The sequence below is a fragment of the Variovorax sp. PBL-E5 genome, assembly GCF_901827185.1.
GTDB lineage: Bacteria > Pseudomonadota > Gammaproteobacteria > Burkholderiales > Burkholderiaceae_C > Variovorax.
The window spans coordinates 2,117,165-2,138,483 of the sequence record NZ_LR594671.1; the positions used below are offsets into that span (position 1 = coordinate 2,117,165).

At 68.6% G+C, this 21,319-nt stretch carries 20 protein-coding genes and 1 pseudogene; 12 read left to right on the forward strand and 9 right to left on the reverse strand.

The window, feature by feature from the left end; genetic code table 11:
- Positions 1-9 precede the first annotated feature (9 nt).
- Genes WDLP6_RS10375 through WDLP6_RS10395 form a run of 5 tightly spaced genes read right to left on the reverse strand, consistent with a single transcriptional unit; the run spans position 10 to position 5,710 of the window.
- Positions 10-672: an N-methyl-D-aspartate receptor NMDAR2C subunit gene (locus WDLP6_RS10375; RefSeq protein ID WP_162595044.1), complete on the reverse strand. Its 663-nt coding sequence runs from the start codon at positions 670-672 to the stop codon at positions 10-12.
- Between the two features lie 2 nt (positions 673-674).
- Positions 675-1,757 (reverse strand): lytic murein transglycosylase B, encoded by a 1,083-nt coding sequence (gene mltB / locus WDLP6_RS10380; RefSeq protein ID WP_162592265.1) that lies wholly within the window; start codon positions 1,755-1,757, stop codon positions 675-677.
- 53 nt (positions 1,758-1,810) lie between these two features.
- Complete coding sequence (locus tag WDLP6_RS10385; RefSeq protein WP_162592266.1) at positions 1,811-3,805, reverse strand: transglutaminase TgpA family protein; 1,995 nt, start codon at positions 3,803-3,805, stop codon at positions 1,811-1,813.
- Positions 3,802-4,773, reverse strand: coding sequence for a DUF58 domain-containing protein (locus WDLP6_RS10390; RefSeq protein WP_162595045.1), 972 nt, complete (start codon positions 4,771-4,773; stop codon positions 3,802-3,804). Before WDLP6_RS10390 ends, WDLP6_RS10385 begins: the two co-directional genes overlap by 4 nt.
- 16 nt (positions 4,774-4,789) lie before the next feature.
- Positions 4,790-5,710, reverse strand: a complete 921-nt coding sequence (locus tag WDLP6_RS10395; protein ID WP_162592267.1) for an AAA family ATPase — start codon at positions 5,708-5,710, stop codon at positions 4,790-4,792.
- A 73-nt stretch (positions 5,711-5,783) separates the two neighbouring features.
- On the opposite strand from WDLP6_RS10395, the gene WDLP6_RS10400 reads away from it, so the two are divergent.
- The 7 genes from WDLP6_RS10400 to WDLP6_RS10430 all read left to right on the forward strand — a co-directional run bounded on the left by WDLP6_RS10400 (position 5,784) and on the right by WDLP6_RS10430 (position 13,877).
- Entirely contained in the window at positions 5,784-6,737 is a 954-nt protein-coding gene (locus tag WDLP6_RS10400; RefSeq protein ID WP_162592268.1) for a histone deacetylase family protein, read from the forward strand.
- A gap of 7 nt (positions 6,738-6,744) precedes the next feature.
- Complete coding sequence (locus WDLP6_RS10405; protein WP_162592269.1) at positions 6,745-8,025, forward strand: mechanosensitive ion channel family protein; 1,281 nt, start codon at positions 6,745-6,747, stop codon at positions 8,023-8,025.
- A gap of 138 nt (positions 8,026-8,163) precedes the next feature.
- The gene (locus tag WDLP6_RS10410; RefSeq protein WP_162566932.1) at positions 8,164-8,913 is read left to right on the forward strand and encodes an electron transfer flavoprotein subunit beta/FixA family protein; all 750 of its coding nucleotides are present in this window, start codon (positions 8,164-8,166) and stop codon (positions 8,911-8,913) included.
- A gap of 2 nt (positions 8,914-8,915) precedes the next feature.
- Positions 8,916-9,851 (forward strand): electron transfer flavoprotein subunit alpha/FixB family protein, encoded by a 936-nt coding sequence (locus WDLP6_RS10415; RefSeq protein ID WP_162592270.1) that lies wholly within the window; start codon positions 8,916-8,918, stop codon positions 9,849-9,851.
- Between the two features lie 74 nt (positions 9,852-9,925).
- Positions 9,926-11,716, forward strand: coding sequence for an acyl-CoA dehydrogenase (locus WDLP6_RS10420; RefSeq protein WP_162592271.1), 1,791 nt, complete (start codon positions 9,926-9,928; stop codon positions 11,714-11,716).
- Positions 11,717-11,767: 51 nt separating this feature from the next.
- Positions 11,768-12,730 (forward strand): NAD(P)H-dependent flavin oxidoreductase, encoded by a 963-nt coding sequence (locus tag WDLP6_RS10425; protein ID WP_162592272.1) that lies wholly within the window; start codon positions 11,768-11,770, stop codon positions 12,728-12,730.
- A gap of 40 nt (positions 12,731-12,770) precedes the next feature.
- A complete protein-coding gene (locus tag WDLP6_RS10430) occupies positions 12,771-13,877 on the forward strand; it encodes an acyltransferase family protein (RefSeq protein ID WP_162595046.1) in 1,107 nt (368 codons plus the stop codon).
- Here WDLP6_RS10430 and WDLP6_RS10435 read toward each other — a convergent pair.
- The 3 genes from WDLP6_RS10435 to WDLP6_RS10445 all read right to left on the reverse strand — a co-directional run bounded on the left by WDLP6_RS10435 (position 13,874) and on the right by WDLP6_RS10445 (position 16,725).
- Positions 13,874-14,989 (reverse strand): glycosyltransferase family 4 protein, encoded by a 1,116-nt coding sequence (locus tag WDLP6_RS10435; RefSeq protein ID WP_162592273.1) that lies wholly within the window; start codon positions 14,987-14,989, stop codon positions 13,874-13,876. The two genes, WDLP6_RS10430 and WDLP6_RS10435, sit on opposite strands and share 4 nt — an antisense overlap.
- A gap of 11 nt (positions 14,990-15,000) precedes the next feature.
- Positions 15,001-16,059 (reverse strand): Gfo/Idh/MocA family protein, encoded by a 1,059-nt coding sequence (locus tag WDLP6_RS10440; protein WP_162592274.1) that lies wholly within the window; start codon positions 16,057-16,059, stop codon positions 15,001-15,003.
- Positions 16,060-16,302: 243 nt separating this feature from the next.
- A complete protein-coding gene (locus tag WDLP6_RS10445; protein ID WP_162592275.1) occupies positions 16,303-16,725 on the reverse strand; it encodes a cupin domain-containing protein in 423 nt (140 codons plus the stop codon).
- 107 nt (positions 16,726-16,832) lie between these two features.
- Here WDLP6_RS10445 and aroC point away from each other — a divergent pair, with 107 nt between their 5' ends.
- From aroC to WDLP6_RS35045, 4 genes and pseudogenes are all read left to right on the forward strand, one after another.
- Complete coding sequence (gene aroC, locus WDLP6_RS10450) at positions 16,833-17,957, forward strand: chorismate synthase (protein WP_162592276.1); 1,125 nt, start codon at positions 16,833-16,835, stop codon at positions 17,955-17,957.
- A gap of 15 nt (positions 17,958-17,972) precedes the next feature.
- Positions 17,973-18,191 (forward strand): hypothetical protein, encoded by a 219-nt coding sequence (locus WDLP6_RS10455; protein ID WP_197910152.1) that lies wholly within the window; start codon positions 17,973-17,975, stop codon positions 18,189-18,191.
- Between the two features lie 37 nt (positions 18,192-18,228).
- Positions 18,229-18,333 (forward strand): annotated as a pseudogene (locus WDLP6_RS35040) (putative toxin-antitoxin system toxin component, PIN family); the annotation flags it as partial.
- Between the two features lie 91 nt (positions 18,334-18,424).
- Positions 18,425-18,607 carry a hypothetical protein gene (locus WDLP6_RS35045; RefSeq protein WP_232077533.1) on the forward strand — a complete coding sequence of 61 codons (183 nt, stop codon included), beginning with the start codon at positions 18,425-18,427 and terminating at the stop codon, positions 18,605-18,607.
- A gap of 117 nt (positions 18,608-18,724) precedes the next feature.
- On the opposite strand, the gene WDLP6_RS10465 is transcribed toward WDLP6_RS35045, so the two are convergent.
- Positions 18,725-19,651 (reverse strand): carbohydrate kinase family protein, encoded by a 927-nt coding sequence (locus WDLP6_RS10465; protein WP_162592277.1) that lies wholly within the window; start codon positions 19,649-19,651, stop codon positions 18,725-18,727.
- A gap of 204 nt (positions 19,652-19,855) precedes the next feature.
- On the opposite strand from WDLP6_RS10465, the gene WDLP6_RS10470 reads away from it, so the two are divergent.
- The gene (locus WDLP6_RS10470; protein WP_162592278.1) at positions 19,856-21,313 is read left to right on the forward strand and encodes an NAD-dependent succinate-semialdehyde dehydrogenase; all 1,458 of its coding nucleotides are present in this window, start codon (positions 19,856-19,858) and stop codon (positions 21,311-21,313) included.
- The last annotated feature ends 6 nt before the right edge of the window (positions 21,314-21,319 follow it).

The window sequence follows — 21,319 nt, forward strand, 5'->3', positions numbered from 1 at the left end:
GGCGCCTTGCTATGGCCTGGCGTCCCCGGCGTTGGCAGCGGGGCTGCGGCTGAACGTGCTGTCGATCGCCGCCTGCAGATTGATGCGCGCCTGCGCCTCGCGCGCCGCGCGGATCTCGGCCGTCTGGTAGAGCGGCCGGCGCTCGAGAAAGCGCGAAAGGATGCCGCGCCGGCGCGGCTCGAACACCGCCGGCGATATGTGCGCGTACTCGGCGCGGATCTGGTGTTCGTATTGCGCGAAGCGGGCCGGCGCGGCGCCGAGGATCGAGAGGTCGATGTCGATCAGCAGTTCGGCATCGCGGCCCTCGGGTACCGCGTTGTGCTGCGTCGCCATCACCAGGGCATGAACGCGCTCCGCCACCTCGGCCGGCAATCCCGCTGCGCCGAGCACATCGCGTGCCCAGCCGGCGCTCAGGGCCTCGTTGTCGTGGCCCTGCACGTCGTAGATTGCATCGTGGAACCACAGCGCCAGCGCCACCTCGGCCGGCCGTTCGGCCGCCGCGCGATGCAGTGCCAGCAGCGCGAGGCATTCGCCCAGGTGCTGCAGCGTGTGGTAATGGCGCTGCGGCTCGGCATAGCGCGCCATCAGCGCGGACAGCAATGCGCCGGGCGCGTCGGCGCCGAGCTCGTGCCAGGCTTCGGTCCACGAAGCATGCAGTGCCGCGGTGTCCATCGTCATGGCACCATCGCGGCGCGCACTTCGCGCCCGAGTTCGATCACGGACATCGCGTAGTAGCTGCTCCAGTTGTAGCGCGTGATGACATAGAAGTTCTTCGTGCCGGCCACGTAGCTCGGCGGGTCGTCGCCGTTCTGCAGCTCGATCAGCGCCAGCAGTCCGGGGTAGCGCAGCGCCTCGCCTTCGAGCACCGCGCCGCCGGCCACGAAGCTGTCGGCGCTGAAGGTGGGAACGATGTCCGGCGCGAGCAGCACGGCCTTCTGCAGCCGGGCGATGTCGAAGCTCACGGGGAAGATCGGCGGCACGCCCGGCTTCCAGCCGAAGGCCTTGAAGTAGTTGGCGACGGAACCGATCACGTCGGCTGCGTCGTTGACCAGGTCGATGCGGCCGTCGCCGTCGAAATCGACCGCGTACTTCGCGATGCTGCTCGGCATGAACTGCGGCATGCCCATCGCGCCCGCATAGCTGCCCACCGGCGCCATCGGGTCGCCGGCAGTACGGCTCTCGATGCCGAGAAAGCTTTCGAGTTCGCTGCGGAAGAAGGCCTGCCGCTCGGCCGCGCGCGGATGCGCCTGCGGAAAATCGAAGGCAAGGGTGGCCAGCGCATCGATCACGCGGAAGTTGCCCATGCTGCGGCCATAGATCGTCTCGACGCCGACGATGCCGACGATGATCTCGGGCGGCACGCCGTACTCGGCCTCGGCCCGCGCGAGCGTGTCGGCATTGCTGCGCCAGAAGCGCACGCCGGCCGCGATGCGCACCGGATCGATGAAGCGGCTGCGGTAGATGGCCCAGTTCTTCGGCGTGCCCGTCGGCGCCGGCAGCATCAGCCGCGGCACGTTGGGCAGCATGCGCGCGGCGCCGATGGTGGCGCGCACCTGATCGCGATCGAGGTTGCGCCGTGCGGCGACCTCGTCGGCGAACTGCATGGCGTCGTCGCGGCTCGCATACGCAACGCCGCCGCGCACCACGTTGCCGCGCGGGCCGGACCCGCTCTGCGCCGAAGCGGATGGGGAGAGAAGAAGGCCGGCTGTCGCCAGCATCAGGGCGATCGAAAGAACGTTCGGAAGAGGGCGTCGCATCGTCCCGATTGTGCCGCCCGTTCCGGCTCGGCCCGCGGCGGTCACGCGGTGTTTCAGCGCGGCCAGGCGAGCCGGCGGAATTCGGCGCGCAGCGCGGACAGCGCCGCGGCCGGCGTCCTCGCGTAGCGCTGGGCCTCGAGCCGCAGCAGCCAGTCCTGCAGTGGCCGTGCGCTGTCGCCGAAGCGTTCGGCCACGCGGGCGGCCATCTGCCGCGGTGGCATCGCTTCCGGCACTTCGATGCCGGCGCGCCGCAGCCGCGCGCGTGCCTGCCCGAGCAGGCGCAGCCAGGGGTCGTGCTGGCTGCGTTCCCACAAGGTCCAGCCGGCGCCCGCGAGGCTGACCACGACCAGCAGCGCGAGCAGCACCGTCGCGAGATCCATCAGGCTCGGCGTCTCGAAGCCGAGGTTCTTCAGCAGATCGAGCTGGCGGCTCTGCGTGTAGTTGAGCACCCATTGGTTCCAGCCATTGTTGACGGCGTCCCAGGCGGCGCGCAGGTTCTGCGCGAGCGTCGGGCTCATGGCGTCGATCGCGCCCGAGAACAGGCCCGGCGCGGGCGCGAGCCGGCGGAACTGGCCCACGCGATCCGGCGAGATCGCGCCGGTCGGATCGACGCGCACCCAGCCCGCGCCGTCCTCCCACACCTCCGCCCACGCGTGCGCATCGCTGTGCCGCAGCACCCAGTAACGGTCGACGCCGTTGATCTCTCCGCCCTGGTAGCCGGTGACGATGCGCGCCGGGATGTCGAGCGCGCGCATCAGCACCACGAAGGCCGATGCGATGTGCTCGCAGAAGCCGGCCTTGCGATCGAACCAGAACTCGTCGGCCGTGTCGTCGCCGTAGACGCCGGGGTCGAGCGTGTAGCTGTAGCCGCCGGTGCGCAGACGCTGCAGCACGGCCTGCACGAAGGCGGAGGTCGTGGCGCCGGCGAGTGCGGGGTCGCTGCGCATCTGGGCGGCCAGCTGGGCCGTGCGCGGATTCGAGCCGGGCGGCAGCGCGAGGTAGGGCTGCAGCGCGGCCGTGCGGCGTGTCGGTCCGCTCAGGAACCGGGTGTAGCTCTCGGCGCTGTAGCGCACCAGATCGCCGATCGGACGATTGGCGAGCCATTGCAGGTCGCTGGTGCCGAACACGCGGTAGCCGGGCAGTTCGGGCTTGATCGGCGTGGCGTCCAGTGTCAGCAGCCAGGGCCGGTTGCTGGGCTCGAGCGTGACCTCGTAGCGCACGGGCTCGCCGTCCACGCGCAGGTTGAGCGGCATGAAGGCGTTCTCGAACAGCGGCGCGGCGGTCCATGTGCGGCCGTCGAAGTTCGACAGCACCGGCCCGCGGAAGTACAGGTTGCGCTGCGCCGGCACGGGCCCTTCGAACTTGATGCGTGCCGCGATGCCGTCGTCGAGCGCGAGCTCGGCGATGGCGCCCACGCGCATCGAGTTGGACAGGCCGGAGCGGCCGGTCATGGTGTCGTTCGGCGTGCCCCAGAGCGGCGCCATGCGCGGGAACAGCATGAACAGCACCAGCATGATCGGCGCGCCGAGCAGCGCCATCCAGCCGGCGGTGCGCGCGGCCTGCGCGAGCGGCGGCTTGCCGACCGGCATGTGCGCATTGACGAGCGCGGTCAAGAGGCCCAGCAGCGCCAGCAGCATCGCAAAGGCGGTGGGCAGCGACTGCGAATAAAAGAAGTTGGTGAGCATCGTGAAGAAGCCCAGGAAGAAGATCACGAAGGCATCGCGCCGCGCCCGCAACTCGAGCGTCTTGAGCGCCAGCAGAATCACCACCAGGGTGACGCCGGCATCGCGGCCGAGCAGCGTGCGGTGGGTGGCGTAGGTGGCGATCAGGGTGATGGCCAGCAGGGCGGCACGCCACCATCTGCCGGGCAGCGGCCTGGCCTGCACGGCCAGGGTGCCGCGCCAGATCAGGACGACGACGGTGAGGCTGCTGCACCACCAGGGAAGGTTGGGTAGCTGGGGAAGCAGGAGCAGGGTGATGACGGCAAGGAGGAAGAGGGTGTCTCTCGCGTCTCTGGACAGGGCCTGGAGCCGGGTCGCAAGCTTCATGAACATAGCGCCAGCACCTCCAGGCACTTTCTCTTGTGCCCTTCCCCTTGCGACGGGGCCACGCTGCGGCTTCCGATCCGCACGCCATACGTCACGCCGAGCCGATCCGCCATCAACACCCACGCACAGACTCTCGACAGCCGCGCCTCGAAATCAGGCAATCCCGCGAGCTGCGCGTCCAGCCAGAGCTCCTGCTGGCGCGTCTGCTGCGTGTCCCTGCTCACGAGTTCCTCGGACCCCACCGCCTGCGCCCGGGCGGCTCGCTTCCAGACCACGAGCTTGAGCGGATCGCCGCGCCGATAGGCCCGCACGCCGTCGTACTCGCCCGCCACGTGGGCCTGCATCGGCGCCGAAGCCGGCTCCCCATCCAGCGGTTTGCCGGGCGGCAGCGGCGGCGGATTCGATTCGGGCGCGGGGTACACCAGCACCCGCGATGCCGGCCGCCACACAGTCCACACGCGGAAGGTGCCGAGCGGAAAGCGGGTCTCGGCCGTCAGCGTCGGCACCGGATGAAGACCACGCCGCTCGGGCTTGAATGCCACTTCCACGGTGGTGCTCCCTTGCGCCGGCACATCGCTCCACGACCATTGCCCGCTGTGCCGCACCGCCATGCCGATGCCGTAGCGCGTGCTGCGCCGCGCGTTGTGCAGCACCACGCGAAGCACCGCCGCAGTGCCCGCGTACTGTGCCTCCGGCGCGGCCAGGTGCAGTGCCAGGCCGCGCAGCGTGCCGTGGCATACGTGCATGCCGACGGCCACGCTGCCGGCCAGGAGGAAGGTCAGCAGGTAGCCGAGATTGAGCTGGTAGTTGATCGACGCGATCAGCAGCAGCAGCAGCGTCGCCGCCAGCATCCATCCGGCGGGCGTCGGCACGATGTAGACGTTGCGCTGCGTGAGTTCCAGCGTGTCCGAAGGCGGGCGGCGCGACAGGAACCAGCGGTCGATGCGCGAGCGAAGCGCCGCCGCGATCATGGCCGACCGTGGCTCATGGCAACGGCACGGCGGCCGCCATTGCCCGCACCTGTTCGACCGCACCGCGGCCCGCATCGCCGACCGGCGTGAGGCGGTGCGCGATGGTCTGCGGCAGGATGGCCTGCACGTCGTCCGGCGCCACGTAGTCGCGGTTGCCCAGCAAGGCCTGCGCCTTGGCCGCGCGCAGCACCGCGATGCCGGCACGCGGCGACAGGCCCTGCAGGAACCAGCGGCCCGAGCGCGTCGCGGCGATCAGGTCCTGCACATAGTTGAGCAATGGCTCGGCCGCATGCACCTGCAGCACGCGCTGTTGCAGGGCGGTGAGCTCGCCCGCCGTCAGCAGCGCGGGCAGGGAAGCGAGCAGCTCGCGCCGGTCGGCGCCTGCGAGCAGTTCGCGCTCGGCCGCGCGGTCGGGATAGCCGAGCGAGATGCACATCAGGAAGCGGTCGAGCTGCGACTCGGGCAATGCGAAGGTGCCGAGCTGGTCGTGCGGGTTCTGCGTCGCGATCACGAAGAAGGGCGTGGGCAGCGGGCGCGTCTCGCCTTCGATCGTGACCTGCTTTTCCTCCATCGCCTCGAGCAGCGCGCTCTGGGTCTTGGGGCTCGCGCGGTTGATCTCGTCGGCCAGCAGCACCTGCGCGAAGATCGGCCCGGGATGGAACACGAAGGCCTGCTGGCCGCGGTCGTAGATCGCGACGCCCGAGAGGTCGCCCGGCATCAGGTCGGCCGTGAACTGGACGCGCGAGAACTGCAGCCCGAAGGTGTGCGACAGCGCATGCGCGAGCGTGGTCTTGCCGACACCCGGCACGTCCTCGATCAAGAGGTGGCCGCCGGCCAGGAGGCAGGCCACGCAGTCGCGCACCTGCGCCTCCTTGCCCACGATCACCGTGTTAAGCTGACCGAGCAAACTGGCGAGCTTCGCGGCGACGTCCATTTTTGTATCCATATGCAAACAATACCGTAAGCCCGCAGCCGCGTCCGGCGTGGGGCCACGGCGTGATCGATCCATGGGCAAAACCGGCTATTTCACACACCGCGACTGCTGGAAACACGACATGGGCGCGGGCCATCCGGAGTGCCCTGCGCGCCTCGATGCGATCGAGGACCGGCTGCTCGTCACCGGCGTCGGCGATGCGCTCGAACGCGGCGAGGTGCCGATCGCCACGCTGCCGCAGATCACCCGCGCCCACAGTGTCGAACACATGGAGCACCTCGAGGCGCTGAGCCAGCGCCTGATCGAGGACGCGCCGGCCGGTGGTCCCGACCACGCGCAACTCGATCCCGACACCACGCTCACCCGCTTCACCGTGCTGGCGGCGCGCCGCGCGGCGGGTGCCGGGATCGCGGCGACCGATGCGGTGATCGCCGGCGAACTCGCCAATGCGTTCTGCGCCGTGCGCCCGCCGGGGCATCACGCATGCCGCGACAAGGCGATGGGCTTCTGCTTCTTCAACAACATTGCCATCGCGGCGCGCCATGCGATCGAGGTGCACGGGCTGGAGCGCGTCGCGATCGTCGACTTCGACGTGCACCACGGCAACGGCACCGAGGACATCCTTCGCAACGATCCGAAGGTGCTGATGGTGGGCTTCTTCCAGCATCCCTTCTATCCGTACAGCGGCACCGACCATCCGGCGCCGAACATGCTCAACCTGCCGGTGCCGGCCTACACCCGCGGCATGGACGTGCGCGAACTCATCGAAGCCTGCTGGATGCCGCGGCTCGAAGCCTTCAGTCCGCAGATGATCTTCGTCAGCGCCGGCTTCGACGCCCACCGCGACGACGACCTCGGCCAGCTGCGCCTCAACGAGAGCGACTTCGCCTGGATCACCGAGCGCATCGTCGAGGTGGCAAAGCGGCATTCGCAGGGCCGCATCGTCTCGATGCTGGAAGGCGGCTACCACCTCGATGCGCTGGCGGCGAGCGTCGAAGCGCATCTGCGGGTGCTGGCCGATCTCTAGTACTGCAATGAACCTCGACGACTTCATCCGCCGTCTTCAGGAGATCCACGCGCAGAACGTGTGGATCGAACTCGCCGCACTGGTGGCCTGCGTGGGCATCGCCTGGGCCGTGTGCCGCTGGTTCGGCCGCGACCAGCCCAAGGACTCGATCTGGTTCGGCGAGCGCACTTTCGACGGCCTGCTGTTCCCCTTGCTCGCGCTGTTCCTGACCGACATGGCGCGGCGCTTCCTGTTCGATGTCCAGCCGGGGCTGGTGCTGCGCATCGCGGTCTCGGTGTTCCTGTCGCTCGCGGCCATCCGCCTGTTCGCGCGTGTGCTGCGGGCCGTGTTCCCGTCTTCGGGGATGGTGCGGCTGATCGAGCGCACCGTCTCGTGGCTGGCATGGATCGCCGCCGTGCTGTGGATCGTCGGCCTGCTGCCGGCGGTGCTGGCCGAGCTGGAGGACATCACGCTGGCCTTCGGCAAGACCCACGTGAGCCTGCGCACGATCCTCGAAGGCACGCTGTCGGCCGGCGTGGTGCTGGTGATCTCGCTCTGGATCGCCACCACCATCGAGAAGCGCATCCTGAGCACCGCGGTGACCGACCTGTCGATGCGCAAGGTGGCGTCGAATGCGCTCAGGGCGATCCTGCTGCTGATCGGCCTGTTGTTCGCGCTGTCGGCCGTGGGCGTCGACCTCACGGCGCTGTCGGTGCTGGGCGGCGCGCTCGGCGTCGGGCTGGGCTTCGGGCTGCAGAAGCTGGCGGCCAACTACGTGAGCGGCTTCGTGATCCTGCTCGAGCGCGCGATTCGCATCGGCGACAACGTCAAGGTCGACGGCTTCGAGGGCCGCGTCACCGACATCAAGACCCGCTACACGCTGGTGCGCGCGGGCAACGGGCGCGAGTCGATCGTGCCCAACGAATCGCTGATCACCAGCCGGGTCGAGAACCTGTCGCTGGCCGACCTCAAGTTCAACATCACGACCAGCATCGTGGTCGGCTACAAGAGCGATGTGGCGCAGGTGCAGAGCATCCTGTGCGCGGCGGCCACCGCGCAGCCGCGCGTGCTGGGCGATCCGGTGCCGGTGGCTTTCCTGACCCAGTTCGCGCCCGACGGACTCGAGTTCACGCTCAACTTCTGGGTCGCTGACCCGGCCAAGGGCCGCGACAACGTGCGCTCGGCCATCAACATCGCGATCCTCGAAGGCCTGCGCGCGGCGAAGATCGACATTCCCTCTCCGCAGCGCGTGCTGCGCATCGAGTCCTTGGCCGGCGGCGATGCGTCCGCTTTGCCTGCTCCTCTATAATCGTCAAAAAAGCACGACCGTTCTTTTCCTTTGCACGCGACCCCGGTGATGGAATGAGGCAAGCCCGCGCAGAGGGTGGCGCCTAAAATCCTCGGTTGCTTTGCATACCCCGGTTATCAATTCAATGGAGTCAAGCCAATGAAGGTCCTGGTCCCCGTCAAGCGGGTCGTCGATTACAACGTCAAGGTGCGCGTCAAGAGCGACGGCACCGGCGTGGACATCGCCAACGTCAAGATGAGCATGAACCCCTTCGACGAGATCGCCGTCGAAGAAGCCGTGCGTTTGAAAGAGAAAGGCGTCGTCACCGAAGTCATCGCCGTCTCGTGCGGCGATGCCAAGTGCCAGGAAACCCTGCGCACCGCCATGGCCATCGGCGCCGACCGCGGCATCCTGGTCGAGACCAGCGAGGAACTGCAGCCCCTGGCCGTCGCCAAGCTCCTGAAGGCCCTGGTCGACAAAGAGCAGCCCGGCCTCATCATCCTCGGAAAGCAGGCCATCGACGACGACGCCAACCAGACCGGCCAGATGCTCGCCGCGCTGGCCGACCTGCCGCAGGCCACCTTCGCCAGCAAGGTCGAAGTCAACGGCGACAAAGTCAACGTCACCCGCGAAGTCGACGGTGGCCTGGAGACCCTGCAGCTGAGCTTGCCCGCCGTCATCACCACCGACCTGCGCCTCAATGAGCCGCGCTACGTGACCCTGCCCAACATCATGAAGGCCAAGAAGAAGACGCTCGATGTCTTCAAGCCCGAGGACCTCGGTGTCGACGCCAAGCCACGCCTGAAGACCCTCAAGGTCGCGGAGCCCCCCAAGCGCGGCGCCGGCATCAAGGTGCCCGACGTTGCCACGCTGGTCGACAAGCTCAAGAACGAAGCCAAGGTGATCTGAACATGACCGTCCTCGTAATCGCAGAACACGACCACGCCACCCTCAAGCCGGCGACCCTCAACACCGTGACGGCCGCCATCGCCTGCGCCAGTGGCGAGGTCCATGTGCTGATCGCCGGCGCCAACGCCGCCGAAGCCGCCAAGGCCGCTGCGCAAGTCGCCGGCGTCGCCAAGGTCATCGTGGCCGACAGCGCCAGCCTGAAAGACAACCTTGCCGAGAACGTCGCCGCGCAGGTCTTGGCCATCGCCCAGAACTACAGCCACATCCTGTTCCCGGCCACCGCCAACGGCAAGAACGTCGCCCCGCGCGTGGCCGCCAAGCTCGATGTCGCGCAGATCAGCGACATCACCAAGGTCGACAGTCCCGACACCTTCGAGCGCCCCATCTATGCGGGCAATGCCATCGCCACTGTGCAAAGCGCCGATGCGATCAAGGTCCTCACCGTGCGCACCACCGGCTTCGATCCTGCGCCCGCCACCGGCGGCAGCGCGAGCGTCGAGAACGCCGAAGGCGTGGCCGACTCGGGCAAGAGCAGCTTTGTCGGCAGCGAGATCGCCAAGAACGACCGGCCCGAACTCACCTCGGCCAAGATCATCGTCAGTGGCGGCAGGGCCCTGGGCAGCGCCGAGAAGTTCCAGGAAGTGATGACGCCGCTGGCCGACAAGCTCAACGCCGGATTGGGCGCCAGCCGTGCGGCCGTCGATGCGGGCTACGCACCGAACGACTGGCAAGTGGGCCAGACGGGCAAGATCGTCGCACCGCAGCTGTACATCGCCGCGGGCATCTCGGGGGCGATCCAGCATCTGGCGGGGATGAAGGACTCCAAGGTGATCGTGGCCATCAACAAGGACGAGGAGGCACCGATCTTCAGCGTCGCCGACTACGGGCTGGTGGCGGACCTGTTCACGGCGGTGCCGGAACTGGTCAAGGCGCTGTAAGAGGCCTTCGTCGAATCCAAGAGAGGGCATCGTTCGCGATGCCCTTTTCGTATCTGCCGAACCAGGAGACCCGCATGAGCTACACCGCCCCGATCAAGGACATGCTGTTCGACATCGAACACCTCGCGAACATCGCGCAGATCGCGCAGATCCCCGGCTTCGAGGACGCCGGCCTCGAAACCGCGCAAGCGGTGCTCGAGGAATGCGCGCGCTTCAACCAGGACGTGGTCGCGCCGCTGAACGTGGCGGGCGACCGGGATCCATCCTCGTTCAAGGACGGCAAGGTCACCACCACGCCGGGCTTCAAGGAGGCCTTCAAACAGTACGTCGAGGGCGGTTGGCAGGGCCTGCAGCATCCGGCCGACTTCGGCGGCCAGGGCCTGCCCAAGACCATCGGCGCGGCTTGCGGCGAGATGCTCAACTCGGCCAACATGAGCTTCGCGCTGTGTCCGCTCTTGACCGACGGCGCGACCGAGGCGCTGCTCACCGCCGGCTCCGATGAACTCAAGGCCACCTACCTCGAGAAGCTCGTGAGCGGCCAGTGGACCGGCACCATGAACCTGACCGAGCCGCAGGCCGGCAGCGACCTGGGCCTGGTGCGCAGCCGCGCCGAGCCGCAACCCGACGGCAGCTACAAGGTCTTCGGCACCAAGATCTTCATCACCTACGGCGAGCACGACATGGCCGAGAACATCGTGCACCTCGTGCTCGCGCGCGTCACCGGCGCGCCCGAGGGCGTGAAGGGCATCAGCCTGTTCGTGGTGCCGAAGTTCCTCGTGAACAAGGATGGCTCGCTCGGCGATCGCAACGACGTGCATTGCGTGAGCATCGAGCACAAGCTGGGCATCAAGGCCTCGCCCACCGCGGTCCTGCAATATGGCGACCACGGCGGCGCCGTGGGTTACCTCGTCGGCCAGGAGAACCGTGGCCTCGAGTACATGTTCATCATGATGAACTCGGCCCGCTACGCGGTGGGCATGCAGGGCATCGCGATCGCCGAGCGGGCCTACCAGCACGCGGTGGCCTATGCGAAGGACCGGGTGCAAAGCCGGCCGGTCGACGGCTCCCTGAATGCCAGCGCGCCGATCATCCACCAGCCCGACGTGAAGCGCATGCTGATGACCATGCGTGCCTACGCCGAAGGCTGCCGTGCGATGGCGAGCGTCGCTGCAGCGGCGTACGACGCCACGCACCACCATCCCGATGCCGACACGCGCCGGCAGAACCAGGCCTTCTACGAATTCATGGTGCCGCTGGTGAAGGGCTACAGCACCGAGATGAGCCTCGAAGTGGCATCGCTCGGCGTGCAGGTGCATGGCGGCATGGGCTTCATCGAGGAGACCGGTGCGGCGCAGTACCTGCGCGATGCCAAGATCCTGACGATCTACGAAGGCACGACGGCGATCCAGGCCAACGACCTCGTGGGCCGCAAGACCGCGCGCGACGGCGGCCAGACCGCGAAGGCGATCGCCGCGCAGATCGAGCAGACCGAGGCCGAACTCGCCAAGCGCGACAGCGCCCAGGCGCGCGCCGTGGGCCGGCGCCTGAAGGCGGCGCGCGAAGCCTTCGTAGACGTGGTGGGCTTCGTGGCTGGCCAGACCAAGGCCTCGCCCAATGCGGTGTTCGCGGGCAGCGTGCCCTACCTGATGCTGGCCGGCAACCTGGTGGCCGGCTGGCAACTCGCGCGCTCGCTGCTGGTGGCCGAGGATCTTGCCAAGGCCGGCACCGACGTGCCCTTCATGAACGCCAAGGTCGCGACCGCGCATTTCTATGCCGAGCACATCCTCAACAAGGCGCCGGGCCTGCGCGACAGCATCGTCGACGGCGCCGCGAGCGTGACGGCGCTGGCGATCGACGCCTTCTGACACGCGCGCCGGGCCTTCGCTTTTCACAATCTTCCGAGAGACGACCGAATCATGTCCAAGCTTCCTGCGGTGCTCGCGAACCTGCCGCTGCCCATCATCGGCTCGCCGCTGTTCATCATCAGCAATCCCAAGCTCGTGGTCGCACAGTGCAAGGCCGGCGTGGTGGGTGCGATGCCGGCGCTCAATGCACGACCGGCCTCGCAGCTCGACGACTGGCTGGCCGAGATCACCGAAGAACTCGCCGCCCACGACAAGGCCCATCCCGACCGGCCCGCCGCGCCCTTTGCGATCAACCAGATCGTTCACAAGAGCAACGACCGGCTCGAGCACGACATGGAGATGGTCGTGAAGTACAAGGTGCCGATCGTCATCACCTCGCTGGGCGCGCGCACCGACGTCAACGATGCGGTCCACGGCTACGGCGGCATCACGCTGCACGACATCATCAACAACAGCTTCGCACGCAAGGCGATCGAGAAGGGCGCCGACGGCGTCATCGCGGTGGCGGCCGGTGCCGGCGGCCATGCGGGCGTGAAGAGCCCGTTCGCGCTGATCCAGGAAATCCGCCAATGGTTCGACGGGCCGCTCGTGCTGTCGGGCGCCATCGCCACCGGCGGCGCGGTGCTTGCGGCGCAGGCCATGGGCGCCGACCTGGCCTACATCGGCACCGCCTTCATCGCGACCGAGGAAGCGCGCGCCAGCGATGCCTACAAGCAGGCCATCGTCGACGGCAGCTCGGACGACATCGTCTATTCGAACCTCTTCACCGGCGTGCACGGCAACTACCTCGCGCCCAGCATCGTGGCCGCCGGCATGGACCCGGCCAACCTGCCCGAGGGCGACGTGAAGACCATGAACTTCGGCGGCGGCGAAGGCAGCAAGGCCAAGGCCTGGAAGGACATCTGGGGCTCGGGCCAAGGCATCGGCGCGGTGACCGAGGTCGCGAGCGCCGCTGCCTTCGTCGAGAGGCTCAGGCGCGAGTATTTCGAAGCGCGGCGCCGCCTTGCACTCTGACGCCGCGGCCATGCCGGAGCCCCGGACGGCGTCGGGGCGCATGCCGCTGCTCGATGCGGTGAAGGGGCTGGCCTGCGTGATGATCGTCTGGCATCACCTCTCGCGCTACGGGCCGATGCCGGTGGTCGCATCGCCGCTCGCGCCCGGCCTGTTCGACTGGCTGTCGCAGAACGGCCGGCTCGCGGTGCAGGTGTTTCTGGTGCTGGCCGGCTTCCTCGCGGCAGGCAGCCTCGCGCCCGATGGCGCGATGCGCGTGGATCGGCCGTGGGCCCGTGTGTTCCAGCGCTACGGCCGGTTGGCGATGCCCTACCTCGCAACGCTTACTTTCAGCGTGCTGGTCGCTGCGCTGGTGCGGCCCTGGCTCGACGACGAAGCCGTGCCGGGCGCACCGGGACTGATGCAGTTGCTGGCGCATGGCCTGCTGCTGCAGGACCTGCTCGGCTACGAGGCGCTGTCGACCGGCGTCTGGTATGTGGCGATCGACTTCCAGCTCTTCGTGCTGGCGCTGGCGGCGATTGCGTTGTCGGAGCTGATGCAGCGGCGCTGGTCGGTGCGGCCCGAGCGCTCGCGCTGGCTGGTGGTGGCACTCGTGATGGCGCTGGTCATGGCCTCGCTGGCGGTGTTCAACCGCGAAGAGGTGCTCGATGTCACGGCCTTCTATTTCTTCGGCTCCTATGGCCTGGGCATGCTGGTGTTCTGGATCGGCCGCGCCACGCGGCGCAGCACCTGGCGCTTCGCGATGCTGCTGCTGGCGCTGATGGGCGGCGCGGCGCTGGCACTCGAATGGCGCAGCCGCATCGCCGTGGCGCTGGTCACGGCGCTCGCCGTGGCGCTGGTGCAGCATCGTGACGGCCTTGCGCCGGCGGCATGGCCGCGCATCGGCGCGCCGCTGGTGCGGCTCGGGCGCATTTCGTATTCGCTGTTTCTCATCCACTTCCCGGTGTTGCTGCTGGTGAGCGCGGTGGTCAGCCGCTTCGCGCCCGCCGGACCCTGGGTCGATCTGCTGGGCCTGCTGGCGACCTTCGTGCTGTCGATCGCGGCCGCGGCGCTCCTGTACCGGTGGGTGGAATCGCGGCCCGCCACCTGGCGCGCCGTGCTGGGGATGTTCGCAGCGCTGCTGGTCTGCGGCGCGATCGTCTCGGTCTAGCGCGGGCGCGACGCGGCGCCGAGTGCGTTCGCGTAATGCGCCGAAAAGCGCGCGGCCACCGAGTCCCAGTCGTAGCGTTTGGCGCTGTGCTGGGCTGCGTTCGACATCGCCTCGCAGCGCGGCGCATCGAGGCTTGCGATCTCGCGCACCACGGCCAGATCGCCGGCGCCGCCGTCGAAGTCGAGGAAGAAGCCGTTGACGGCGCGCTCGACGAAACCGTTGATCGGCTTCATGTCGCGGCAGACCACGATCTTGCCGGCCGCCATGGCTTCGAGGATGCCGACGCCGAAGCCTTCGTACTCGCTGCCGGTGATGAAGACGGTGCGCTGCTGCAATTCCCGCAGCAGCGCATCGTCCTCGATGTAGGGATGCATGCGGATCGAGGCGCCGAGCTGCAGGGCCTCGATCTTCGCCTTGAACGATTCGCCCAGATGGTCGAAATCGGGGCCGGCGATCAGCAGGTCGATGGCGATGCCATGGTCCCGCGCCAGCGCGACGGTGTCGATCACGGCGTCGATGCGCTTGTTGGCGGACCAGCGGCCCCAGTAGATCCACCTCGTCGGATCGGCCGCGCCGGTGCGGCGGCCGTTCTGGAATTTCGCGTAGGCGATGCCGTTCTCGCACTTCTCGACCCGGTCCGAGAAGCGGCTGAAATAGGCGGTGTCCGATTCGCTGCTGCCGAGGATCCGGCGGTAGTGGCCCAGCAGGCGCCGCATCAGCACATGCTCGTGCAGCCACTTGATGGCCGGGTACTTCTGCGTGTGATGAAAGCCGCCGTGCGTGCTGAGCACCGCGGGAATGCGGCCGGCCTGCAGCAGCACGTTGCCGGTGATCATCATCAGCTGCGGGTCGTGCACATGCAGCAGGTCGTAGCCCGCGGCCAGGCGGCCGAAGCCGCGCGCGTAGCCGGCCAGGCGATTGCCGAGCACCGGCACCCGGTACACGTCGAGCCCGTCGTGCTGGCTCACCGAGAACGCCGGATGGTTGGCCGAGACGTGCGCCACGTCGACCTGGATGCCCGGGCCGCCGGTTCGCATCGCCAGTTCGCGCACCACCGACTCGATGCCCCCGACTTCGGGGAAATAGGTCGGCGTGATCGAAAGGATCTTCATGGCGCGCGGTTTCAGCCGGCCTGCACGTCGATGGCGCGTCCCAGTTTGGCGCTTTGCGCCAGGGCTTCGATCGTGGCGGCGATGTCGATGCTGGCCGCGGCCGCGCGCGCGATGCCCTCGAAGTCGCGCCGCGCGATGACGGCCGCAAAGGCCTCGGCCGCGAAGCGGAAGCCGCTGCCGGTGGCCGACTGGAGGTTTTCGAAGGGGACGGTGCCGGCCGTGCCGCGCCGCAGCCGCAGTTGGCTGGGCAGGTAGCCGTGGGCATCGCCGGCGGGCTCGGCGCTGGTGTGATTCAGGAACTCGGTTTCGATCGTGCCTTGCGTGCCGGCGATCATGGCGCGCCGATGCATGGCGCTGTCCATCGCGCAGTCGAACTGCGCGCGCCGTCCGTCAGCGTAGAGCAGCGTGGCTGCGAGGCTGATGTCCACGCCGCTGTCGGCCCAGCTCGCGTCGGCCTGCACGCGCTGCGGCGCACAGCCCATGACGAGGCGGATCAGGCTCAGCGGATAGCTGCCCGCATCCAGCAGCGCGCCGCCGCCGAGTTCGGGGTTCATGCGGATGTTGCCCTGCGGCTTGGCAAGGTTGAACCCGAAGCTCGCCTGCACCGAGCGCACCGTGCCGATCGCGCCCTCGCGCAGCAGCGCGAGCATGTCGCCGGTCTGCGGCTGGAAGTAGTAGGGGTAGGCTTCCAGCAGCATGACGCCATGACGCGCAGCCGCATCGAACATCGAGCGCGCCTCGGCCGCGCCCAGTGCCAGCGGCTTCTCGCACAGCACGTGCTTGCCGGCTTCGGCCGCCCGGATGGCCCATTCGGCATGCAGGCTGTTGGGCAGCGGAATGTAGATGGCGTCGATGCCGGGGTCCGACAGCAGCGCTTCGTAAGTGCCGTGGTGCCGGCCGATCGCATGGTCGGCGGCAAAGGCGGCCGCGGTCTCTGCATTGCGGCTCGCGACGGCGTCGACGCGCACCTTGCGGCTGGGGGCGACGTCGCGCGCGAACTGCCTGGCGATGTTGGCGCAGCCGAGGATGCCGATGCGCAGGGCGGAAGGGGTGGACCGGGTTGTTTTCAAGTGGCTATTCCTGTCGAGAAGCGCTTCGTCGCAATATGAATTTATTCTCCCATGCTCAGCCGCTGCCGGGTTTGCGGGCATTCATCGCCAACGCGCAAGGAGCGTGGAATGACCAACGAATGGGCCGACCCTCTCCGCCACCCGCGACCTGATCGGGAACTGGGACGTGTGGCGTGACGCCGGCTGCTGGGAGCGCTTCAGGACCGTCTGGCATGGCGACGGCGTGAGGAGGCGAGACGCCGCCTATTCCCAAGGCGTGGGCGCGGGGACCTCGCAGGCTGGCTCGACGTCGATGCTCTTGAAGTCGGCCGGCGACACGATCTCCAGGTATTCCATGTCGGGCGAGTAGTCGAACAGGTAGTGCCGGATGCCGGGGCGCTGGTGCACCACATCGCCGGCTTCGACCAGCGTCTCCTGGTCCTCGTACATGAAGCGGGCCCAGCCCTTCACCATGATCACGATCTGGAAGTCCGCCTCGTGCCGGTGCCAGCCGGTGCCCGCTTCCGGTGCCATGTTGGCCTTGACCAGGTGCGCGATCACCTTGCCGTGGGTCGCCTCGGCGATGCCCAGGTCGCGGTAGAGAAAGAAATCGCGCAACCCGCCCGGGACGAACGCGGTGTCGCCGGGCTTGACGTGGGAGAACTTCGTGTCGGTGCGGTCCAGCATGTGTGCTCCTTCGGGGGTGGAATGCTGCGCTGCGCACGCATAAAGCGTTCCCGAAGGCACCGCGACCACGCGGGGCCGCAGGCCCTGCTCGGAGATAATCGCCGCCTATGAGCGGCAACACCTTCGGACATCTCTTCGCGGTCACCAATTTCGGCGAATCGCACGGCCCTGCGATCGGCTGCGTCATCGACGGCTGCCCGCCCGGCATGGCGCTCAGCGAGGCCGACATCCAGGGCGACCTCGATCGCCGCCGCCCCGGCACCAGCCGCCATGTGACCCAGCGCAACGAACCCGATGCAGTGCAGATCCTGAGCGGCGTGTACGAGGGCAAGACCACCGGCACGCCGATCGCGCTGCTGATCCAGAACACCGACCAGCGCAGCAAGGACTACGGCCAGATCGCGCAGCAGTTCCGGCCCGGCCATGCCGACTTCACCTACTGGAAGAAGTACGGCATTCGCGATCCGCGCGGCGGCGGGCGGTCGTCGGCGCGGCTCACGGCGCCGATGGTCGCAGCCGGCGCGGTTGCCAAGAAGTGGCTGTTCGAGCGATACGGCACGGTGTTCCGCGGCTGCATGGCGCAGATCGGCGAGATCGTCATTCCCTTCGAGAGCTGGGACCACGTGGCGGCCAATCCCTTCTTCGCGCCGGTGGCCGATGTCTCGCACCTGGAGGCCTACATGGATGCGCTGCGCAAGGCCGGCGATTCGTGCGGTGCGCGCATCCGCGTGACCGCGTCGAAGGTGCCGGTCGGCCTCGGCGAGCCGCTGTTCGACAAGATGGACGCCGACATCGCGTGGGCGATGATGGGCATCAATGCCGTCAAGGGCGTCGAGATCGGCGCCGGCTTCGACAGCGTCGTGCAGCGCGGCACCGTGCATGGCGACTCGATCACGCCCGAGGGCTTCGTCACCAACAACGCGGGCGGCACGCTCGGCGGCATCACCACGGGCCAGGATCTGGAGGTGGGCATCACCATCAAGCCGACCAGCTCGATCATCAGCCCGCGCCAGTCCATCGACGTCAACAACCAGCCGGTCGAGGTCGTCACCAAGGGCCGCCACGACCCCTGCGTCGGCATCCGCGCGACGCCGATCGCCGAGGCGATGCTGGCGCTGGTCGTGATGGAGCATGCGCTGCGCCACCGCGCCCAGTGCGGCGACGTGAACGTGCAGGCGCCGGCGGCACCGCCCGTCGGCGACGCATCGTCGCCGCAGGCATCGTTTCTCTGAGCGGCTCCGCGCGGCTTGACGTTGCTGCCGGTGCGCATCCAGCGCGGCGATGCGGTGCGCGCCAAGCTGGCTGCATTGGGATTGACCACCGAGGACGTGCGCGATGCGGTGGACTGGGCGCGGCAAGGCGCCGTGTCGCCCGTGCTGGCGGTCGCTGAACCCGACACCGCCCACGGCGCTTCGCGCCCCAAGCCATCCGCCTTGTCTTCGCGCAAGCCAAAGCGCAAGGACTGACCGGGTGGCCGTGCGGCGTGTCGTGTTCGACACCAACGTGGTCCTCTCGGCACTGCTCTTCGGCGGCAAGGCGACCCGCGCGCTGCGCGACATCTGGCAGCAGGGCGGCTGCGCGCCGCTGGTCAGCACCGCGACCGCGGCCGAACTGGTGCGCGTGCTGGCCTATCGGAAGTTCCGGCTCTCGCCGGCGGAGCGGGAAGCTGCTCGCCGACGACCTGCCTTGCACGCAGGTCGTGAAGCTGCCCGATCCGCCGCCGGCCGTGCCGGCCTGCCGCGATCCCTTCGATCTGCCATTCCTGCAGCTGGCCGCCGCGGGCAAGGCGGTGCTGGTCACCGGCGATCGCGATCTGCTCGTGCTGGCAGGCGCTACAACATTCCCCATCGTCGGCATCGAGGCGTTCATCGTGCGACGATGACCCGGCCGGCGCAGCCAGGCCCCTTCGGGAAACACCGCGGATCCGGCTTTGCCGGTCCGCCGGTGTTGCCCCCTGCAAGGGGGTACAGAGCCGCACGAAGTGGGCGTGGCTGGGGGGTCAATCGATTTCAGCGCGGCGCGGCATGTCGGCCCCGCGGCGCGAGCAGGTGATCGCGGCTGCCCGCGCAGCGAAGTGCAGCAGCGCGCCGAGCGACACCGTGTCGAGGTTCGACAGAGCCTCGGGCGTCAGCGCATCGTGCTCGTCCAGCCAGGTGAGCAGCGCGGCCTGGAAGGTGTCGCCGGCACCGACGGTATCGACCACCTGCGTCTTCGGCGACGGCGCATCGGCCTGCGCCGCCCGGGTCCATGCGCTCGCGCCCTGACCACCGCGCGTCACCGCCACCAGCGCCGCGCCCTGCGCGAGCCAGCGCGCCGCGACCTGTTCCGGCGTTTCGGCCGGGTAGAGCAGGCCCAGGTCCTCGTCGCTGACCTTGACCAGGTGCGCGATCGAGACCATCTGCTCGACCACCGCACGCCAGTGCGCGAGGTCCGAATCGACATTGAGCCGCACGTTGGGGTCGTAGGCGATCAGCCGCTGCGCGCGCTCGCGCGCTGCCAGCGCGCGCAGGGCGCTGCCGACCGGCTCGACCGCGAGCGCGTAGGAGCCGAACTGCAGCACCCGCGTCGCCGGCGGCAGCGCGGGCAGCGTGTCGGTCGTGATCTGGCGGTCCGCCGCGCCGTTGCCGTGGAAGGCATAGCGCGGCACGCCGTTGGCATCGACACTGACGACGCTGAGCGTGCTCGGCGCGTCGTTGCGCAGCACCAGCGAGGTGTCCACGCCCTCGGCACGCAGCGAGGCCAGCAGCCGCTCGCCGGGCGCATCGGTCGACAGTCCGGCCAGGAAGGCCACAGGCCGCGCCAGCCGCGCCAGCCCCTGCGCCACGTTGAGCGGCGAGCCGCCGATGCGCGCGTCGAGCGCGAGGCCGGTCGGCGTCGATGCGCCCACGTAGACATCCATCAATGCTTCGCCGCAGACCACGAACATTTGCTGTCCTTTCGAATTGCACCGCCCGGTATTGTCGCCCGCGCCGACGCGCAGACCCCGCTCGGGACGCTGCGGCGGCGATAGGGTAAAAACGCGGGGTCCGGCGCCCGCGCGTTCGTCCTGCCGCCGCGCATCCCGAACGCTGCCCGAGCCCGCCGCGTCGCGCTTCGCCTCCCGTTTCAAGAAACCAAGGAAAGTATTTCCATGACCTCCGCCTCTTCCTCCACTCCCTACACCGACACCCGCCTGCTGATCGACGGCCAATGGGCCGATGCCGCCAGCGGCAAGACCCTCGACGTGGTCAACCCCGCCACCGGCAAGGCCATCGGCAAGGTCGCCCATGCCGGCATCGTGGACCTCGACCGCGCGCTCGCCTCCGCCCAGCGCGGCTTCGAGGCCTGGAAGAACACGCCGGCGCCCACGCGCGCCACGACGATGCGCAAGGCCGCGGGATTGATCCGCGAGCGCGCCGACACCATTGCCGCGCTGCTGACGCAGGAGCAGGGCAAGCCGCTGGCCGAGGCGCGCGGCGAGGTGCTCGCGGCGGCCGAGATCATCGAATGGTTCGCCGACGAAGGCCGGCGCGTGTATGGCCGCATCGTGCCCTCGCGCAACCTCGCGGTGCAGCAGCTGGTGCTGAAGGAAGCGGTGGGTCCGGTGGCGGCCTTCACGCCGTGGAATTTTCCGGTCAACCAGATCGTTCGCAAGCTCGGCGCGGCGCTCGCGACCGGCTGCTCCTTCCTCGTGAAGGCGCCCGAGGAAACGCCGGCCTCGCCGGCCGCGCTGCTGCAGGCCTTCGTCGATGCGGGCGTGCCACCCGGCACCGTAGGCCTAGTGTTCGGCGATCCGGCCGAGATCTCGAACTACCTCATCGCGCACCCGATCATCCGCAAGGTCACCTTCACCGGCTCGACGCCGGTCGGCAAGCAGCTCGCGGCGCTGGCCGGCGCGCACATGAAGCGCGTCACCATGGAACTCGGCGGCCACGCGCCGGTGATCATTGCCGAGGACGCCGACGTGGCGCTGGCCGTGAAGGCCGCGGGCGCCGCCAAGTTCCGCAATGCCGGGCAGGTCTGCATCTCGCCGACCCGCTTCCTGGTGCACAACAGCCTGCGCGAGGAGTTCTCGCGCGCGCTGGTCAAGCATGCCGAAAGCCTCAAGCTCGGCGACGGCCTGGCCGAGGGCACGACGCTCGGCCCGCTGGCCAATTCGCGCCGCCTCACGGCCATGGCGAAGGTGATGGACGACGCGCGCGCCAAGGGCGCCAAGATCGCGACCGGCGGCGAGCGCATCGGCGACGCCGGCAACTTCTTTGCGCCCACCGTGCTGACCGATGTCTCGCTCGATGCCGACGTGTTCAACAACGAGCCTTTCGGTCCGGTGGCCGCGATCCGCGGCTTCGACACGCTGGAAGAGGCGATCACCGAAGCCAACCGCCTGCCTTTCGGTCTGGCGGGCTATGCCTTCACCAAGTCGATCAAGAACGCGCACCTGCTCGGCCAGCGCCTCGAGCTCGGCATGCTGTGGGTCAACCAGCCTGCGATGCCCTCGGCCGAGATGCCTTTCGGCGGCGTGAAGGATTCGGGCTACGGTTCGGAAGGCGGTCCGGAAGCGCTGGAGTCGTACCTGGTCACCAAGTCGGTGTCGATCCTCGGGGTTTGATCCGGC

What these genes read in the sequence shown, in the direction of transcription:
- WDLP6_RS10400 (WP_162592268.1), top strand. Translation starts at nt 5,784, where the DNA reads ATGGGCAAAACCGGCTATTTCACACACCGCGACTGCTGGAAACACGAC.
- WDLP6_RS10465 (WP_162592277.1), bottom strand. Translation starts at nt 19,651, where the DNA reads ATGTTCGTGGTCTGCGGCGAAGCATTGATGGATGTCTACGTGGGCGCA.
- WDLP6_RS10430 (WP_162595046.1), top strand. Translation starts at nt 12,771, where the DNA reads ATGCCGCTGCTCGATGCGGTGAAGGGGCTGGCCTGCGTGATGATCGTC.
- WDLP6_RS10425 (WP_162592272.1), top strand. Translation starts at nt 11,768, where the DNA reads ATGTCCAAGCTTCCTGCGGTGCTCGCGAACCTGCCGCTGCCCATCATC.
- WDLP6_RS10445 (WP_162592275.1), bottom strand. Translation starts at nt 16,725, where the DNA reads ATGCTGGACCGCACCGACACGAAGTTCTCCCACGTCAAGCCCGGCGAC.
- WDLP6_RS10420 (WP_162592271.1), top strand. Translation starts at nt 9,926, where the DNA reads ATGAGCTACACCGCCCCGATCAAGGACATGCTGTTCGACATCGAACAC.
- aroC (WP_162592276.1), top strand. Translation starts at nt 16,833, where the DNA reads ATGAGCGGCAACACCTTCGGACATCTCTTCGCGGTCACCAATTTCGGC.
- WDLP6_RS10435 (WP_162592273.1), bottom strand. Translation starts at nt 14,989, where the DNA reads ATGAAGATCCTTTCGATCACGCCGACCTATTTCCCCGAAGTCGGGGGC.
- WDLP6_RS10415 (WP_162592270.1), top strand. Translation starts at nt 8,916, where the DNA reads ATGACCGTCCTCGTAATCGCAGAACACGACCACGCCACCCTCAAGCCG.
- WDLP6_RS10470 (WP_162592278.1), top strand. Translation starts at nt 19,856, where the DNA reads ATGACCTCCGCCTCTTCCTCCACTCCCTACACCGACACCCGCCTGCTG.
- WDLP6_RS10405 (WP_162592269.1), top strand. Translation starts at nt 6,745, where the DNA reads ATGAACCTCGACGACTTCATCCGCCGTCTTCAGGAGATCCACGCGCAG.
- WDLP6_RS10385 (WP_162592266.1), bottom strand. Translation starts at nt 3,805, where the DNA reads ATGAAGCTTGCGACCCGGCTCCAGGCCCTGTCCAGAGACGCGAGAGAC.
- WDLP6_RS10395 (WP_162592267.1), bottom strand. Translation starts at nt 5,710, where the DNA reads ATGGACGTCGCCGCGAAGCTCGCCAGTTTGCTCGGTCAGCTTAACACG.
- WDLP6_RS10410 (WP_162566932.1), top strand. Translation starts at nt 8,164, where the DNA reads ATGAAGGTCCTGGTCCCCGTCAAGCGGGTCGTCGATTACAACGTCAAG.
- WDLP6_RS10375 (WP_162595044.1), bottom strand. Translation starts at nt 672, where the DNA reads ATGGACACCGCGGCACTGCATGCTTCGTGGACCGAAGCCTGGCACGAG.
- mltB (WP_162592265.1), bottom strand. Translation starts at nt 1,757, where the DNA reads ATGCGACGCCCTCTTCCGAACGTTCTTTCGATCGCCCTGATGCTGGCG.